This is a genomic window from Pseudomonas sp. WS 5010 (genome assembly GCF_012985565.1).
Lineage (GTDB): Bacteria > Pseudomonadota > Gammaproteobacteria > Pseudomonadales > Pseudomonadaceae > Aquipseudomonas.
Map to the genome: position 1 here is coordinate 271575 of NZ_JAAQWQ010000006.1, position 16483 is coordinate 288057.

Here is a 16483-nt window from a genome sequence, read left to right on the forward strand (position 1 = left end):
TACAAAAGCTTTTTGACAGCGCAGCAATTCAACAGGTTAGAATCGCTGGCACGCAGACTGCATGGTCAGTCTGCGCCTCGCCTTAATTCCGGAGTACTGCCTTTGAATGCGACGACCATCAACAGCCTGTTCTTGATCGGCGCGTTGCTGGTAAGTGCGAGCATTCTGGTGAGTTCTCTTTCGTCCCGCCTGGGGATCCCGATCCTGGTGATTATCCTGGCCGTGGGCATGATCGCCGGCGTCGATGGCGGCGGGATCATTTTCGATAACTACCCTACCGCGTACCTGGTGGGCAACCTGGCATTGGCAGTGATCCTGCTCGATGGCGGCTTGCGGACCCGGGTCGCGAGCTTTCGCGTGGCACTGTGGCCGGCCCTATCGCTGGCGACCGTGGGGGTGTTGATAACCACCGGCCTCACCGGTATGGCGGCGGCCTGGCTGTTTGACCTCAATATCATCCAGGGCCTGCTGATCGGCGCCATCGTCGGCTCCACCGACGCCGCCGCCGTGTTCTCGCTGCTGGGCGGCAAGGGCCTGAACGAACGGGTCAGCGCCAGCCTGGAAATCGAATCCGGCAGCAACGACCCGATGGCGGTGTTCCTCACCGTAACCCTGATCGACATGCTCGCCAGCGGCCAGACTGGCCTGCACTGGAGCCTGTTGACCCACCTGATCCGCGAATTCGGGATCGGCGGCATTATCGGCCTGGGCGGCGGTTGGTTGATGCTGCAACTGGTCAACCGGATCAACCTGGCAAACGGCCTTTACCCGATCCTGGTGATCGCCGGCGGCCTGTTCGTCTTCGCCTTGACCAACGCCCTGCACGGCAGCGGCTTCCTCGCCGTGTACCTGTGCGGCCTGGTGATCGGCAACCGTCCGGTGCGCAGCCGCCACGGCATCCTGCATATGCTCGACGGCATGGCCTGGCTGGCGCAGATCGGCATGTTCCTGGTGCTGGGGCTGCTGGTCACGCCCCATGACCTGCTGCCCATCGCCCTGCCGGCCCTGGGCCTGGCGCTGTGGATGATCCTGTTTGCGCGGCCGCTGTCGGTGGCGGTTGGCCTGCTGCCGTTCAAGGCGTTCCATGGCCGCGAAAAAGTGTTTATCGCCTGGGTCGGCCTGCGCGGCGCGGTGCCGATCATTCTTGCGGTGTTCCCGCTGATGGCCGGCTTGCCCCATGCCCAGCTGTATTTCAACCTGGCGTTCTTTATCGTGCTGGTGTCGTTGCTGGTGCAGGGCACCAGCCTGCCGTGGGTAGCCAAGCTCTTGAAAGTAACGGTACCGCCCGAGCCCGCGCCGATTTCCCGGGCGGCCCTGGAAGTACACGTCACCAGCGAGTGGGAGTTGTTCGTCTACCGCCTGGGTGCCGAGAAATGGTGCATCGGCGCCGCCCTGCGCGAGCTGAAAATGCCCGAAGGCACGCGGATCGCCGCCCTGTTTCGCGGCCAGCAACTGCTCCATCCGTCGGGTAGTACGGTGCTCGAAGCCGATGATTTGCTGTGCGTGATCGGCCATGAACACAACCTAGCCGCCCTCGGCAAACTGTTCAGCCAGGCGCCGCAACGGGGCCTGGACCTGCGCTTCTTCGGCGACTTCGTGCTCGAAGGTGACGCCCAACTGGGCGCGGTGTCGGCGCTGTACGGGCTCAAGCTCGACGGCATCGATCCGGACATGCCGCTGGGCCAGTTCATCACGCAGAAGGTCGGTGGTGCCCCCATCGTCGGCGACCAGGTGGAGTGGAACAACACCATTTGGACAGTCGCCGTGATGGACGGGAACAAGATCGGCAAAGTCGGCGTCAGATTCCCCGAAGGAAGTCGCCCGGCCCCCGGACTCTTCCTCTAAACTGCGGGGCGACGGTGTGCCATTGGCCATCAACACGCCCCCTATTCTTCATCTTGTTCGACCGGTCTCTATGACAATCCTGCGCACTTTTTTAGCCACTGCCCTGCTGGGCCTGAGTCTCTGCGTCAGCCCGGTGTTCGCCGCCGACCCGCCAAGCATCGAGAGTGTGCAACAGACCCTGGACAAGCTGCCGGACCGCAAGCTGCCCGACGCCGACATGAAGGCGCTGCAAAATGTGTTGCAGCAGACCCTGACGTTGCTGGGCAACAAGCAGGACTACGAGCAACGCCTGAGCGATCTCAAGCGCCAATTGCAAGACGCGCCACGCCAGACCACGGAAAACGCCCGTGAACTGGCCCGGCTCAAGGCCACCAAGGTGGTCCCGGTCGCCCAGCGCTACGCCAGCCTGCCAGTGCCGCAGCTCGAACAACTGCTGGTGCAGCGCAGCACCCAGCAAGGCGACCTACAAAAGGAGTTGGCCGACGCCAACAGCCTGAGCATCGCCGCCCAAACCCGCCCCGAGCGTGCCCAGACCGAAATCAGCAACAGCCAGACGCGCATCCAGCAGATCAACGGCATCCTCAAGGCCGGCAAGGACAATGGCAAACCGCTAAATGGCGACCAGCGCAACCTGCTGAACGCCGAACTGGCGGCGCTCAACGCCTTGATCCCGCTGCGCCGCCAGGAGCTGGCGGGCAACAGCCAACTGCAAGACCTGGGTAACAGCCAACATGACCTGGCGGTGGAAAAAACCGCGCGCCTGGAGCAGGAAATCCAGGACCTGCAAACCCTGATCAACCAGAAACGCCTGGCCCAGTCCCAGGAAACCGTGACCCAGCAGTCCATCGAAGCGCAGAAAGCCGGTGGCAGCAGCCTGCTGGCTACGGAAAGCGCAGCCAACCTGAAACTCTCTGACTACCTGCTCAAAAGCACCGACCGGCTCAATGAGCTGACCCAGCAGAACCTGCAAACCAAACAGCTGCTGGACAACGTGACCCAGAGCGATTCGGCCCTGGACGAGCAGATCAACGTGCTCAAGGGCAGCCTGCTGCTATCGAAGATCCTCTATAAACAGAAACAGGCCTTGCCGCGCCTGAAGGTCGACCGCGACCTGGCCGACGATATCGCCAACATTCGCCTGTACCAGTTCGAGGTCAACCAGCAGCGCGAACTGATCAGTTCGCCCAGCACCTACGTCGACAACCTGCTGGCCAACCAGCCCGAGGACCAAGTCACGCCACAGTTGCGCCGCACCCTGCTGGAGCTGGCCGTGACCCGCAGCGACCTGCTCGAACGCCTGAGCCGGGAGTTGAGCGCGCTGCTCAACGAATCCATCACCCTGCAACTGAACCAGAAACAACTGCTCAGCACCGCCGCCAGCCTGCGCGCGACCCTCGACGAACAGATGTTCTGGATCCCCAGCAACAAGCCGCTGGACGTCGAATGGCTCGAAGGCGTGCCCAACCGCCTGAGCAAACAGGTCGACACCCTGCCCTGGGCCTCCAGCCTCAGCGAACTGTATGACGGCCTGGCCCAGCGCCCGCTGCTGTTCCTGCCCCTGCTGCTATTGATCGGCGCGCTGTTGTGGCGGCGCAACAGCCTCTACGAGCGCCTGAAAAAAATCCATATGGATATCGGGCACTTCAAGCGGGACAGCCAGTGGCACACTCCGGTCGCGATCCTGGTGAATATCCTGCTGGCCTTGCCGGTAACCCTCGGCCTGGCGCTGTGCGGCTACGCCCTGCAGATCGATGCACGCGGGCAGAACGCCAACCTGGGCATGGCCCTGGTGCAAATTTCCCAGGCGTGGCTGGTGTTCTACACCGCCTATCGCATCCTCGCGCCGGGTGGCGTGGCCGAATTGCATTTCCGCTGGGAAAAACCCCAGGTCGAGTTTCTCCAGGGCTGGATCCGCAAGCTGGGGCTGGTGGTGCTGGCGCTGGTGGCCGTGGTGTCCATCGCCGAGCACCAGCCGGCAGCCCTGGCCGATGATGTGCTGGGGATCGCCGTAGTCCTCACCTGTTATGGGCTGATGGCCTGGCTGCTCAGCCGCCTGCTGCTCAACAGCCCGACCCATGAAAAGGCCTCGCTGTTTCGCAAGGTCGTCGGCGTGGCGTTTACCGCGCTGCCCATCGCGCTGTTTATCGCCGTGTGTTTTGGCTACTACTACACCGCGCTCAAACTCAGCGACCGCCTGATCAACACCCTGTACCTGCTGATGTTCTGGCTGGTGATCGAAGCCACCTTCGTCCGTGGCCTGGGTGTTGCCGCGCGGCGCCTGGCCTATGCCCGGGCACTGGCCAAACGCCAGGCCGCCAAGGAAGCCGGCGACGGCGAAGTGGTGATCGAGGAACCGACCCTGGATATCGAGCAGGTCAACGAACAATCCATGCGCCTGATCCGCCTGGCCCTGCTCGGCGGCTTTATTGCGGCGCTGTACTGGGTCTGGTCGGACCTGATCTCGGTGTTCTCCTACCTGGACAACGTCACCCTCTACGAATACACCAGCGGCACCGGCGCCAATATCAGCATGGTGCCCATCAGCATCGGCGACATGCTGGGCGCGCTGATCATCATCGGCATTACCTTTGCCCTGGCGCGCAACCTGCCGGGCCTGCTGGAAGTACTGGTGCTGTCGAAGCTGGACCTGGCCCAGGGCAGCGCCTATGCCACCACCACCCTGCTGTCGTATGTGATCGCCGGCGTGGGCTTTGTGTCGACCCTGTCGACCCTCGGGGTGAGCTGGGACAAGTTGCAATGGCTGGTGGCCGCACTGTCGGTGGGCCTGGGCTTCGGCATGCAGGAGATCTTCGCCAACTTTATCTCCGGCATCATGATCCTGTTCGAGCGCCCGGTGCGCATCGGCGACACCATTACCATCGGCAACCTGTCGGGCACGGTGAGCAAGATCCGCATCCGCGCCACCACCATCACCGACTTCGACCGCAAGGACATCATTGTCCCGAACAAAACCTTCATCACTGGGCAACTGATCAACTGGTCGCTGACCGACACCATCACCCGGGTGACCCTCAAGCTCGGCGTGGACTACGGCTCCGACCTGGACCTGGTGAAGGAATTGTTGCTCAAGGCCGCCAGGGATAACCCACGGGTATTGAAAGACCCGGAACCCCACGTGTACTTCCTCAACTTTGGCGAAAGCACCCTGGACCACGAACTGCGCATGCATGTGCGCGACCTCGGCGACCGCAACCCGGTCATCGATGAGGTCAACCGCTTCATCAACCGCGAGTTCAAGAAGCAGAGCATCAACATTTCGTTCCGCCAGATGGAGGTTTACCTGAAGAACCTGCACGGCCAGGAATACAAACTGGTGGAAATCGAGCCCTTGAGCAAGCCGGCCAATGACGGCTCGCCGCAACCCACGCCGCCGGCCAAACTCGACTAACCGCGCTATCCCCAGCAGAATGCTCGGACATTCTGCTGGAGATGGCCGGTGAAAGCCCTCGACGACCTGACCTTCGACAACCGCTTCGCCCGCCTGGGCGACGGTTTCTCAACCCACGTATTGCCCGAGCCCATCGACGAGCCGCGGCTGGTGGTGGCGAGCAACGCCGCCATGGCCCTGCTGGACCTCGATCCAGCCGTCGCCCAGACGCCAGTGTTTGCCGAACTGTTCGGCGGCCACAAGCTGTGGGCCGAGGCCGAACCGCGGGCGATGGTCTATTCCGGGCATCAGTTTGGCTCCTATAACCCGCAACTGGGGGATGGTCGCGGCTTGCTGCTGGGCGAGGTATATAACGCGGCGGGCGAACACTGGGACTTGCACCTCAAGGGCGCCGGGCAAACGCCTTACTCGCGCATGGGCGATGGCCGCGCGGTGCTGCGTTCGTCGATCCGCGAGTTTCTCGCCTCCGAAGCCTTGCACGCCCTGGGTATCCCCAGCAGCCGCGCCCTGTGCGTGATCGGCTCCGACACCCCGGTATGGCGCGAGAAGCAGGAACGCGCGGCCATGGTCCTGCGCCTGGCGCCGAGCCATATCCGCTTTGGGCACTTCGAATACTTCTACTACACCCAGAAAACCGAGCTGCACCAGCAACTGGCCGAGCATGTGCTGAAGTTGCACTTCGCCCACTGCCAGGAGCAACCCGAGCCGTACCTGGCGATGTTCCGCGAGATCGTCGAGCGCAATGCCGAGTTGATCGCCAAATGGCAGGCCTACGGCTTTTGTCACGGGGTGATGAACACCGACAACATGTCGATCCTGGGCATTACCTTCGACTTCGGGCCGTTTGCCTTCCTCGATGACTTCGACGCTCACTTCATCTGCAACCACTCCGATCACGAAGGCCGCTACTCCTTCAGCAACCAGGTGCCCATCGGCCAATGGAACCTCAGCGCCCTGGCCCAGGCGCTGACGCCGTACATCAGCGTGCAAGCCCTGCGCGAGATCCTGGGCCTGTACCTGCCGCTGTACCAGGCCCACTACCTGGACCTGATGCGCCGCCGCCTGGGCCTGACCACCGCCGAGGACGATGACCAGAAACTGCTGGAGCGCCTGCTGCAACTGATGCAAAACAGTGGCGTGGACTACACCTTGTTCTTCCGCCATCTGGGCGACGAATCCGCCGCACTGGCCGTGGCGCGCCTGCGCGATGACTTTGTCGACCGCGCGGGCTTCGATGCCTGGGCCGACGAGTACAAGGCCCGGGTTGAGCGCGACGGCACAGGCAGCGAGGCAGAACGCCGCGAGCGCATGCACGCGGTCAACCCGCTGTACATCCTGCGCAACTACCTGGCGCAAAACGCCATCACCGCCGCCGAATCAGGTGACTACAGTGAAGTGCGACGGCTGCATGAGGTATTGAGCCAGCCATTTGAAGAACTGACCGGGATGGAGCAGTACGCGCAACGGCCGCCCGATTGGGGCAAACATTTGGAGATCAGTTGTTCGTCCTAGGATCAAAAGCGCAGCGTGCTCACGCCACGTTAGTCTTCACTGTCGCCTATTCGTCTGGCCTTGATAATCCCCGTGACGGGCGCCAGATTGAGCCCATAGGCCACACCCAAGGAGCCCATCATGTCCGATTCTCTTGTAATCCCCTGCCCACACTGCAACGCCCTCAACCGCATCCCCCACGAACGCCTGGGCGATGCCCCAAAGTGCGGGCGCTGCAAGCAGCCGGTGTTGCTCAGCACACCGTTTGAATTAAGCCAGGGCGATTATTCCAGCCAGATCAAGGGCGATTTACCGCTCCTGGTGGATGTGTGGGCCGAATGGTGCGGGCCGTGCAAGTCGTTTGCGCCGGTGTTTGAACAGGCGGCCGGGCAGTTGGCCGGCAAGTGCCGGCTGGCCAAGCTCGATAGCGAGGCCAACCAGCAGCTTTCGGCGCAATTGGGCATTCGCTCGATTCCCAGCCTGATCCTGTTCAAGAACGGCCGGGAAGTGGCGCGCCAGAGCGGGGCATTTGCGTTACCGCAACTGATGAGCTGGTTGCGTAGCCAAGGGGTGTAACCCTGTAGGAGCGGGCTTGCCCGCGATGGCGAGGGGCAGCTTGATGGATATGCAAGCTGGCACACCGTCATCGCAGGCAAGCCAGCTCCCACATCGAGCATGCTCATCCTTGATGATCAGGCGTTTTCCAGCAGGTTATGCAACTCCACAAACTGCTGGGTCAGCTTGTGGCGCGGGTCGAGGTGGATCAGCGGTTTGCTCTCCTGGTGGGATTCGCGCATGCGCACCGAACTGGCCAGGTACACCGGCAGTACCGGCAGGCCCTCGGCGATCAACTCGTCCAGCATCTTCTGCGGCAGGCTCGCCCGGGCCTGGAACTGGTTGACCACGATGCCTTCCACTTCAAGGCCTTCGTTGTGGTCCTCCTTGAGCTCTTCGATTTCCGCCAGCAGGCCGTACAGCGCCTGGCGCGAAAAGCTGTCGCAATCGAAAGGGATCAGTACACGATCAGCCGCGATCAACGCCGAAACCGCATAGAAGTTCAGGGCCGGCGGGGTATCCAGGTAAATCCGGTCGTAATCCTCGGCCAGTTCATCCAGCAGCTTTCGCAGCTTGTTGATCTTGTGCTTGGCCTCGAGCTTGGGCTGCAGGTCCGCCAGTTCTGCGGTGGCGGTGATGACGTGCAGGTTGTCGAACGGGGTTTCGTAGATATCCACCTGGTTTTTCTTCGAAAACGGCCCGGATGACAGGGTCTGCTTGAAGAAGTCGGCAATGCCCATGGGAATATCGTCACCCGTCAGCCCTGTCAGGTACTGGGTCGAGTTGGCCTGTGCATCGAGGTCCACCAACAGGGTTCGATAGCCTTCGCTGGCGCTGACCGCCGCCAGGTTGCAGGCGATGCTGGACTTGCCAACGCCACCTTTTTGATTGAACACCACGCGCCGCATGGAAAAACCTCCGTGTATCAATGAATGCCCGAGTGTAGAGGGCAAAAGCGCCCGCTCGCTACCTTGATCAAGCTTGTACTACAGCATCTGAAGACGGATCCCGCATAACTATCTCTTAATACGCCAACCAATAAAGAGTTGCCTGACACCAGCCCCCCGTAGCCATTGGCGGACAATCACTGATTCTTTTCGGCGAATTTGTAATTTCTCGTGAACAATTCTTTACCAAAGTTTGCTAGAACCCCACCGCACCGGGATAATGCGCGCCACTCGGCCATCGCGCCATGCCCCGGTTTTATGGGCAATTTGCAGCACAAGGAAGCCCGCAGGGGCGGGAAATCTTCTCAGTGATCAACTTCAACATCGCCCAATGGCGCGCCTGGGCCCCTGGGCTCGACAGCGTGGATGCCTGGCGCGACTGGTGCCAGGCCCCAGTGTTGGTGGCCCAAAGCGATGCCGCGCCCGATGTGTCGTTCCTGCCGGCCATGCAGCGCCGGCGCCTGAGCCGCCTGGCCCGGATGGCCTTCAGCGTCGGCTGGCCCTTGGCCGACGGCCTGCAGGACCTGCCGCTGGTATTTGTCTCGCGTCATGGCGAAACCCCACGCACCCTGGACATTCTCAGCGACCTGGCCAACGACCAGCCGCTGTCGCCCACCCAATTCAGCCTGTCGGTACACAATGCGGTGATTGGCCTGTGGTCGATCCTGCGTAACGAAACCAGCGAAATGACCGCCCTGGCAGCCGCGGGCGACGGCCTGGAGCACGGCATGCTCGAAGCCGCAGCCCTGCTCAACGAAGGCGCGCCGGCCGTTCTGCTGGTGATTACCGAAGAGCAGCCACCCCTGGCCTACGCGCGGTGGATCGATGATGTGCCGTTCCCCTACGCCCTGGGCCTGCTGCTGACCCCAGGCGACGAATGGCAACTGGCGCTGCACACCACAACGGTCCAACCCACCGAGACCCAGTGGCCCCACGCCCTGAACCTGCTGCGCACCCTGCTCACCGAGCAAGGTGCCTGCCAACATGCCTGGAAGAACCGAGTATGGAACTGGCAACGCAAACCCTGACCGACAAGCCCCGGGACGCCTACTACTGGCGCCTGTTCGCCACGGCAGCCAGCTTCGTGCTGTTCGGCGTGGGCGGCTTGTGCCTGCGCTTGCTGGTGTTCCCGCTGCTCAGTTGCCTGCCGGGGGACGCCCGGCAGCACCAGCGCCGTGCGCGCCTGACCGTCGGGCGGTTGTTCTGGTTCTTTATCAACATGATGTACCGCGCCGGCATTCTCACCTACAGCGTCGAAGGCGCCGAAAAACTCGGGCGCCCCGGGCAGATGATCATCGCCAACCACCCGTCGCTGATCGACGTCGTGGTGCTGATCGGCCTGGTACGCCAGGCCAATTGCGTGGTCAAGCAGAGCCTGTGGCAAAACCCCTTCACCCGTGGCCCCGTGAATGATGCCGGCTATATCAGCAACGATGGCAGCATCGACATGCTCGATGCCGCCGCCAGTGCCCTGCGAGGCGGCCAGACCCTGATTATCTTTCCCGAAGGCACCCGCACCGTGCCGGGCAAAGCCCCGGCCTTTCATCGCGGGGCCGCCGCCATCGCCCTGCGCGGTGCGACAATCATCACCCCCGTGGTGCTCAAGGTCAGCCCGACCACGCTGACCAAGGCCGAGCCCTGGTATCGCATCCCCAACCGCCGCTTTCACTTCAGTTTGCGGGTGGGTGCCGATATAGACCCACAGGTGTTTGCCTCACAAGGGCCACCACCTCAGGCCTCACGCAAGCTCAACGATTATCTGCATCACTATTTCATTAAGGAGCTCGCCGAAGATGAGCAACCCCAACAGCCTTGAACACGAAATCAAAACCCTGATCATCGAGGCCCTGGGCCTGGAAGACATCGACGCCTGCGACATCGGCAGCGAGCAAACCCTGTTCGGCGAAGGCCTGGGCCTGGATTCGGTAGATGCCCTGGAATTGGGCCTGGCGATCCAGAAAAAGTACGGCATCAAGATCGATGCCGACGCCAAGGACACCCGCAATCACTTTATCAACGTGGCCAGCCTCGCGGCGTTCGTCACGGCCCGACAGGCAGCTTGAGACCCGACCATGCAAACTCGTGACGATATCTTCAACACCCTGCGCGACGCCCTGGTGGAACTGTTTGAACTGGAGCCTACGCGGGTCACCCTCGACGCCAACCTGTACCAGGACCTGGAAATCGACAGCATCGATGCGGTGGACCTGATCGACCATATCAAGCGCCAGACCGGCAAGAAAATCGCCGCCGAAGAGTTCAAGGCCGTGCGTACGGTCAATGATGTGGTCGAGGCGGTCTACCGTCTGGTCCAACCGGCCGCATGAGCCGGCTGATCGGCCTTGGCCTGTTGCTGGTAGGGCTGCTGTACCCTTTCGCGGTGTATTACGGCACGGAGCATTTCGCCCCGTGGCAGTTCGGCCTGCTGCTGGCCAGCCTCTGGCTGCTGCGCGCGCTGACCGGCCCGCGGCGTCCCGGCAGTGGCTGGATGGCCGGCGTGGCGCTTGTGTTTTGCCTGCTGCTGGCCTGGTTCGACAACCCGCAGTTGTTGCGCTGGTACCCAAGCCTGGTCAGCATCTTCATGCTGGCGCTGTTCGGCCTGAGCCTGAAGTACGGCCCGCCGATGGTCGAGCGCCTGGCGCGCCTGAGCGATCCGCATCTGCCTGAAAAGGCCATTGCGTATACGCGCCAGGTCACCGTGGTGTGGAGTGGGTTTTTCTTGTGTAACGGCCTGCTCGCCGCCGCGCTCACCTTGTGGGCACCGTTGAGCTGGTGGACGTTGTACAACGGCCTGATCGCCTATGGGCTGATGGGGTTGTTGTTTGCCGTGGAATGGCTGATACGACAAAGGGTTCGAGGCCGCGTATGAATTGGGTCAATCTTGAGCATCTGTTGCTTGAGCCTGTGCAACTGCGTTCGGTCACCACTGAACCTGCAATGAACCACGCACAACTGTGCGAACGGGCCCTGAGCCTGGCGGCCGGGCTCAAAGCCCGTGGCATCCAGCGCCTGGCCGTGCACCTGAGCGACGCCGGCGAGCTGGCGATTGCCCTGCTGGGCGCCTGGCGCGCCGGGGCCAGTGTGCTGCTGCCCGCCGACCTGCAAGCCCAGACCCGCCAACGCTGGGCCACTGCGGTCGACGCCTGGCTGACCGAAGCGGGCGACCTGGAGGCGCTCTACCACCCGCCGCTCGCCGCCGCAGCCCTGGACCTGGACGCCTGCCAATTGGGCCTGTGCACCTCCGGCTCCAGCGGCGCGCCCAAGCGCATCGACAAGACCCTGCGCCAACTGGCCAACGAGGTACAGGCCCTGGAAGCCTTGTGGGGCGCCGACCTGGGCCGCGCGTGCATCGTCGGCAGCGTCGCTACCCAGCACATCTATGGCCTATTGTTCCGCGTGCTGTGGCCGCTGTGCGCCGGTCGCAGCTTTGTGCGCCAGCAACTGCCGTTCCCCGAAGACTTGCAGCGCGTCAGCCGCCAGCACCCGCATTTCGCCTGGGTGGCCAGCCCGGCCCTGCTCAAGCGCATGGGCGATAACCTCGACTGGACGGCCTTGAGCACGGTCAAGCGCGTGTTCTCCTCCGGAGGCGCGCTGCCCGCCGAGGCTGCCGACAGCCTGCACCAACGCCTGCAGCAGTGGCCGACCGAGATCCTCGGCAGCTCGGAAACCGGCGGCATTGCCTGGCGCCAGGGCCACACGCCCTGGCAGCCGTTTGCCGATGTACGCCTGACTCAGGATGCCGATGGCGCCTTGTGCATTGCCTCGCCGTACCTGCCGGCCGGGCATGTCGAGCAGACGGCCGATGCCGCGCAGATCCACGCAGATGGGCGCTTCGAACTGCTCGGGCGCCTGGACCGGATCGTCAAGCTGGAAGAAAAACGCATCTCCCTGCCGATGCTCGAACAGGCCCTGGCCGACCACGCCTGGGTCGCGGAAGCGCGCCTGGGAGTGGTCCAGGAAAACCGCGCGTCCCTCGGTGCCCTGGTGGTACTCAGTGGCGACGGCCTGCACGCCCTGCGCAACCAAGGCCGGCGCAGCGTCACCCAAGCCCTGCGCCAGCACCTGGGCCAGCACTGCGAAGCCCTGGCCCTGCCCCGCCGCTGGCGCTTGTTGCGCCAGTTGCCGCTCACCCCCCAGGGCAAGCTGCCCCAGGCCGATGTCGAAGCCCTGCTGCTGGCGCCGCGCCCCAAGGCGCCGGAATTGCTGGCGCAAGTCGAGACCGACGGCGAATGGACCCTGCAACTGAGCATCCCGCCGGACCTGGCCTACTTCAGCGGCCACTTCCCTCACACCCCGGTGTTGCCAGGGGTGGTGCAGGTGGAATGGGCGTTCAACCTGGGCCAGCAACTGCTCGATCTACCGCCGACCTTTGCCGGCATGGAAGTGCTCAAGTTCCAGCAACTGGTGCGCCCTGGCGACGTGATCGAGTTGCACCTGCGTTTTGATCGCGAGCGGGGCAAGTTGTATTTCGCTTATCGCAATGACAGTGCGGCGTGTTCCAGCGGGCGGGTTTTGCTGGAGAATTCTCATGCATAGGTTGGGTAAGCGCACATCCCAAATGTGGGAGCTGGCTTGCCTGCGATGCAGGCAACTCGGTCCATCAGGTGCCCACCACCATGCATAACCCCTGCGCCCTGATCCCGGTCTACAACCATGAAGCCGCCGTGCCCGCCGTGGTCCGCAGCCTGCTGGACCATGGCCTACCCTGCCTGCTGGTGGACGATGGCAGCAGCCCGGCCTGCGCCGCCGTGCTGGCGCAACTGGCAAGCCTGGATAACGTGTCGCTGCTGACCCTGCCCGTCAATCAAGGCAAGGGCGCGGCAGTGATGGCCGGCTTTCGCGAAGCCGCGCACCTGGGCTTCACCCACGCCCTGCAAGTGGACGCCGACGGCCAGCACGACCTGCGCGAAGTCGCGCTGTTTCTCGACGCCTCGCGCACCCACCCCGACGCGGTGATCTGCGGCTACCCCGAATACGACGACAGCGTGCCCAAGGGCCGCCTCTATGCGCGCTACCTGACCCATGTCTGGGTGTGGATCAACAGCCTGTCGCTGCAGATCCGCGATTCGATGTGCGGCTTTCGCATCTACCCCCTGGCACCGGTGCTGGCCTTGATGGACTCGGCACGGATCGGCAAGCGCATGGATTTCGACTCCGACATCCTCGTGCGCCTGTCATGGCGCAACCAGCCGATGCGCTGGCTGCCGACCCAAGTGCATTACCCGGCCGACGGCCTGTCGCACTTTCGCCTGGTCCACGACAACCTGCTGATTTCATCCATGCACACCCGGCTGTTTTTCGGCATGTTGCTGCGTGCGCCAATGATCCTCTGGCGACGGTGGCAGGCATGAGCGACAACCCCCGGCACTGGGCCGACCGCCAGGAACGCGGCAGTTTCTGGCTGATGAAACTCACCGCATTCGCCGCCAAGGTCCTCGGGCGCCGGGTGCTGAGCCCGCTGCTGTATGGCATCGTCCTGTACTTTTTCGTGTTTGGCCGTGCCGCGCGCCAGAGCATCTGGCAGTACCAGCAGCGCCTGGCCGACTGGAGCGGGCGCGACGACCTGCGCCCCAGCCACACAAGGGTGTTCGGCCAGTTCATGGCTTTCGCCGACGCCTTGCTGGACAAGCTCGACGTATGGAACGGCAAGCTGCGCCTGGAACAGATCGAAATCATCGACCCGGCCCAATTGCGCGGGCAACTGCGCGGCGAACGCGGGCAGATGCTGGTGGGCGCGCACCTGGGCAACCTGGAAGTGTGCCGGGCCCTCGCGGAGCTGGGTGAGAAAGTCACCATGAACGTGCTGGTGCACACCAAACACGCCGAACAGTTCAACCGCCTGCTGGGCGAAGCCGGGGCGAGCAACCTGCGGCTGATCCAGGTCAGCGAGCTGGACCCGGCGGTGATGCTGCTGCTCAGCCAGCGCCTGGACGACGGTGAGTGGCTGGCGATTGCCGGCGACCGCATCCCGCTGCACGGCGGGCGCACGGTGCGCGTGGATTTTCTCGGCCATAGCGCCGCCTTCCCCCAGGGCCCATGGCTGCTGGCCGGCCTGCTCAAATGCCCGGTCAACCTGCTGATGTGCCTCAAGCACCAGGGGCGCTATCGGCTGATCATCGAGCCCTTTGCCCCATTGATCGAATGGAAACGCAGCGACCGCCAGCAGGTGATCGCCCACTGGGCCGCCCGCTACGCCGAACGCCTGGGCCAGTTCTGCCTGCAAGCGCCCCAACAATGGTTCAACTTTTACCCTTTCTGGAAGACCGATGACGACGCATCTGCTTGAGCCGGTAACCTTCGGCGAACTCCCTTTGCGCATCGAAGACGTGCTGGCCCTGGCCAACCGTCAGGCGCCCACCCGCCTGCAAGACGATGCCGGGTATCGCCAGCGCATCGCCAAGGGCGCGCAGTTCCTCGATTCGCTGCTGGACAAGGAAGGCGTGATCTACGGCGTCACCACCGGCTACGGCGACTCGTGCGTGGTGGCGGTGCCGTTGCAGCATGTCGAGGCATTGCCGCGTCACCTGTACACCTTCCACGGCTGCGGCCTGGGCAAGTTGCTCGACGCCCAGGCCACCCGTGCGGTGCTGGCGGCGCGTTTGCAGTCGCTGTGCCACGGCGTGTCCGGGGTGCGGGTTGAACTGCTGGAGCGCCTGCATGCGTTCCTTGAACACGACATCCTGCCGCTGATCCCGGAAGAAGGCTCGGTGGGCGCCAGCGGCGATCTGACGCCGCTGTCGTACGTGGCCGCGACCTTGTCCGGCGAGCGTGAAGTGCTGTTTCGTGGCGAGCGCCGCCTGGCCGCCGACGTACACCGTGAGCTGGGCTGGACGCCGTTGGTGCTGCGGCCCAAGGAAGCCCTGGCGCTGATGAACGGCACCGCCGTGATGACCGGCCTGGCTTGCCTTGCCTTCGCCCGCGCCGACTACCTGCTGCAACTGGCCACGCGCATCACCGCGTTGAACGTGGTGGCGCTGCAAGGCAACCCGGAGCACTTTGACGAACGCCTGTTCGCCGCCAAGCCGCACCCCGGGCAGATGCAGGTTGCGGCGTGGCTGCGCAAGGACCTGGCCATCGACGCCCCGACCGCGCCGCTGCACCGTTTGCAGGACCGCTACTCGCTGCGCTGCGCGCCCCACGTCCTCGGCGTGCTGGCCGACAGCCTGAACTGGCTGCGTTCGTTTATCGAGATCGAGCTCAACAGCGCCAACGACAACCCGATCATCGACGCCGAGGCCGAGCGCGTGTTGCACGGCGGGCACTTCTACGGCGGGCATATCGCCTTTGCCATGGACAGCCTGAAAAACCTGGTGGCCAACGTCGCCGACCTGCTCGACCGGCAACTGGCGCTGCTGGTGGACGAGCGCTACAACCATGGCTTGCCGAGCAACCTGTCGGGCGCCCCGGCGGACCGCGCGATGATCAACCACGGCTTCAAGGCGGTGCAGATCGGCACCAGCGCCTGGACCGCCGAAGCGTTGAAAAATACGATGCCGGCCAGCGTGTTTTCGCGCTCCACCGAGTGCCACAACCAGGACAAGGTCAGCATGGGTACGATCGCCGCCCGCGATGCAATCCGCGTGCTGGAGCTGACCGAACAGGTGGCCGCCGCCACCTTGCTTGCCGCCAACCAGGGCGTGTGGTTGCGCGCCCAGGTCACGGATGCCAGGCCGTTGCCGCCGGCCCTGGCCGCGATGCACATCGAGCTGGCCAAGGACTTCCCGCCGGTGATCGAAGACCGTGCCCTGGAGGGCGAACTGCGCCTGTGCCTGCAACGCATCGCCGCGCAACACTGGAGGCTGCATGCGTAGCCCCGGCGTGTTGCATTGCGACACTGAAATCCTCGTGCCCTTCTTCGACATCGACACGATGAACGTGGTCTGGCACGGCCACTACGTGAAATACCTGGAAATCGCCCGCTGCGCGCTGCTCGACAAGCTCGGCCACAACTACACGGCGATGCTCGAATCCGGCTATGCGTGGCCGGTAATCGACCTGCAACTGCGCTACGTGCGTGGCGCCACCTTTGGCCAGACCCTCAACGTGCGCGCCAGCCTGGTGGAGTGGGAGAACCGCTTGAAGGTCAACTACCTGATCACCGACCTTGCCAGCGGCGAACGCCTGACCCGCGCCAGCACCGTGCAAGTGGCCGTCGAGATTGCCAGCCGCGAGATGCAACTGGCCTCGCCCACCGTGTTCATCACCGCCGTCGAAAGGGCCCTGGAATGCTGAGCTT

At 63.6% G+C, this 16483-nt stretch carries 15 protein-coding genes; 14 read left to right on the plus strand and 1 reads right to left on the minus strand.

The annotated features are described in order from the left end of the window. Positions 1 to 102 precede the first annotated feature (102 nt). The 4 genes from HBO11_RS21330 (at position 103) to trxC (ending at position 7321) form a co-directional block, all read left to right on the plus strand. Entirely contained in the window at positions 103 to 1845 is a 1743-nt protein-coding gene (locus HBO11_RS21330) for a potassium/proton antiporter (RefSeq protein ID WP_029299228.1), read from the plus strand. A 70-nt stretch (positions 1846 to 1915) separates the two neighbouring features. After that, a complete protein-coding gene (gene mscK / locus HBO11_RS21335) occupies positions 1916 to 5254 on the plus strand; it encodes a mechanosensitive channel MscK (RefSeq protein WP_169952326.1) in 3339 nt (1112 codons plus the stop codon). A gap of 48 nt (positions 5255 to 5302) precedes the next feature. Then, the gene (locus HBO11_RS21340; protein ID WP_169952328.1) at positions 5303 to 6766 is read left to right on the plus strand and encodes a protein adenylyltransferase SelO; all 1464 of its coding nucleotides are present in this window, start codon (positions 5303 to 5305) and stop codon (positions 6764 to 6766) included. A 120-nt stretch (positions 6767 to 6886) separates the two neighbouring features. Continuing rightward, positions 6887 to 7321, plus strand: a complete 435-nt coding sequence (gene trxC, locus HBO11_RS21345; protein WP_169952331.1) for a thioredoxin TrxC — start codon at positions 6887 to 6889, stop codon at positions 7319 to 7321. Positions 7322 to 7437: 116 nt separating this feature from the next. Here the strand turns inward: trxC and HBO11_RS21350 are convergent, their stop codons facing one another. Then, positions 7438 to 8208, minus strand: a complete 771-nt coding sequence (locus HBO11_RS21350) for a ParA family protein (RefSeq protein WP_169952333.1) — start codon at positions 8206 to 8208, stop codon at positions 7438 to 7440. Positions 8209 to 8555: 347 nt separating this feature from the next. Here HBO11_RS21350 and HBO11_RS21355 point away from each other — a divergent pair, with 347 nt between their 5' ends. From HBO11_RS21355 to HBO11_RS21400, 10 genes are all read left to right on the plus strand, one after another. Continuing rightward, a complete protein-coding gene (locus tag HBO11_RS21355; RefSeq protein WP_169952335.1) occupies positions 8556 to 9275 on the plus strand; it encodes a beta-ketoacyl synthase chain length factor in 720 nt (239 codons plus the stop codon). Next, on the plus strand, positions 9251 to 10063 hold the full coding sequence (locus tag HBO11_RS21360) for a lysophospholipid acyltransferase family protein (RefSeq protein WP_169952337.1): 813 nt from the start codon (positions 9251 to 9253) through the stop codon (positions 10061 to 10063). The genes HBO11_RS21355 and HBO11_RS21360 overlap by 25 nt, the downstream gene beginning before the upstream one ends. Beyond that, positions 10041 to 10310 carry a phosphopantetheine-binding protein gene (locus tag HBO11_RS21365; protein ID WP_032862152.1) on the plus strand — a complete coding sequence of 90 codons (270 nt, stop codon included), beginning with the start codon at positions 10041 to 10043 and terminating at the stop codon, positions 10308 to 10310. The genes HBO11_RS21360 and HBO11_RS21365 overlap by 23 nt, the downstream gene beginning before the upstream one ends. Positions 10311 to 10319: 9 nt before the next feature. Continuing rightward, positions 10320 to 10574 carry an acyl carrier protein gene (locus HBO11_RS21370; RefSeq protein ID WP_169952339.1) on the plus strand — a complete coding sequence of 85 codons (255 nt, stop codon included), beginning with the start codon at positions 10320 to 10322 and terminating at the stop codon, positions 10572 to 10574. Continuing rightward, positions 10571 to 11116 (plus strand): hypothetical protein, encoded by a 546-nt coding sequence (locus HBO11_RS21375; RefSeq protein ID WP_169952341.1) that lies wholly within the window; start codon positions 10571 to 10573, stop codon positions 11114 to 11116. Before HBO11_RS21370 ends, HBO11_RS21375 begins: the two co-directional genes overlap by 4 nt. Further along, entirely contained in the window at positions 11113 to 12783 is a 1671-nt protein-coding gene (locus HBO11_RS21380; protein WP_169952343.1) for an acyl-CoA synthetase family protein, read from the plus strand. Before HBO11_RS21375 ends, HBO11_RS21380 begins: the two co-directional genes overlap by 4 nt. A gap of 80 nt (positions 12784 to 12863) precedes the next feature. Continuing rightward, positions 12864 to 13598 carry a glycosyltransferase family 2 protein gene (locus HBO11_RS21385; protein ID WP_169952345.1) on the plus strand — a complete coding sequence of 245 codons (735 nt, stop codon included), beginning with the start codon at positions 12864 to 12866 and terminating at the stop codon, positions 13596 to 13598. Next, entirely contained in the window at positions 13595 to 14533 is a 939-nt protein-coding gene (locus HBO11_RS21390; RefSeq protein ID WP_169952347.1) for a glycosyl transferase, read from the plus strand. Before HBO11_RS21385 ends, HBO11_RS21390 begins: the two co-directional genes overlap by 4 nt. Beyond that, positions 14514 to 16058, plus strand: coding sequence for an aromatic amino acid ammonia-lyase (locus tag HBO11_RS21395; RefSeq protein WP_169952349.1), 1545 nt, complete (start codon positions 14514 to 14516; stop codon positions 16056 to 16058). The genes HBO11_RS21390 and HBO11_RS21395 overlap by 20 nt, the downstream gene beginning before the upstream one ends. Further along, complete coding sequence (locus tag HBO11_RS21400) at positions 16051 to 16479, plus strand: acyl-CoA thioesterase (protein WP_169952351.1); 429 nt, start codon at positions 16051 to 16053, stop codon at positions 16477 to 16479. Before HBO11_RS21395 ends, HBO11_RS21400 begins: the two co-directional genes overlap by 8 nt. Positions 16480 to 16483 lie beyond the last annotated feature (4 nt).

Bases quoted from the DNA above. Each gene is read 5' to 3' on its own strand.
- HBO11_RS21370 (WP_169952339.1), top strand. From the start codon at position 10,320: ATGCAAACTCGTGACGATATCTTCAACACCCTGCGCGACGCCCTGGTG.
- trxC (WP_169952331.1), top strand. From the start codon at position 6,887: ATGTCCGATTCTCTTGTAATCCCCTGCCCACACTGCAACGCCCTCAAC.
- HBO11_RS21375 (WP_169952341.1), top strand. From the start codon at position 10,571: ATGAGCCGGCTGATCGGCCTTGGCCTGTTGCTGGTAGGGCTGCTGTAC.
- HBO11_RS21385 (WP_169952345.1), top strand. From the start codon at position 12,864: ATGCATAACCCCTGCGCCCTGATCCCGGTCTACAACCATGAAGCCGCC.
- HBO11_RS21395 (WP_169952349.1), top strand. From the start codon at position 14,514: ATGACGACGCATCTGCTTGAGCCGGTAACCTTCGGCGAACTCCCTTTG.
- HBO11_RS21390 (WP_169952347.1), top strand. From the start codon at position 13,595: ATGAGCGACAACCCCCGGCACTGGGCCGACCGCCAGGAACGCGGCAGT.
- HBO11_RS21400 (WP_169952351.1), top strand. From the start codon at position 16,051: ATGCGTAGCCCCGGCGTGTTGCATTGCGACACTGAAATCCTCGTGCCC.
- HBO11_RS21360 (WP_169952337.1), top strand. From the start codon at position 9,251: ATGGAACTGGCAACGCAAACCCTGACCGACAAGCCCCGGGACGCCTAC.
- mscK (WP_169952326.1), top strand. From the start codon at position 1,916: ATGACAATCCTGCGCACTTTTTTAGCCACTGCCCTGCTGGGCCTGAGT.
- HBO11_RS21365 (WP_032862152.1), top strand. From the start codon at position 10,041: ATGAGCAACCCCAACAGCCTTGAACACGAAATCAAAACCCTGATCATC.
- HBO11_RS21380 (WP_169952343.1), top strand. From the start codon at position 11,113: ATGAATTGGGTCAATCTTGAGCATCTGTTGCTTGAGCCTGTGCAACTG.
- HBO11_RS21350 (WP_169952333.1), bottom strand. From the start codon at position 8,208: ATGCGGCGCGTGGTGTTCAATCAAAAAGGTGGCGTTGGCAAGTCCAGC.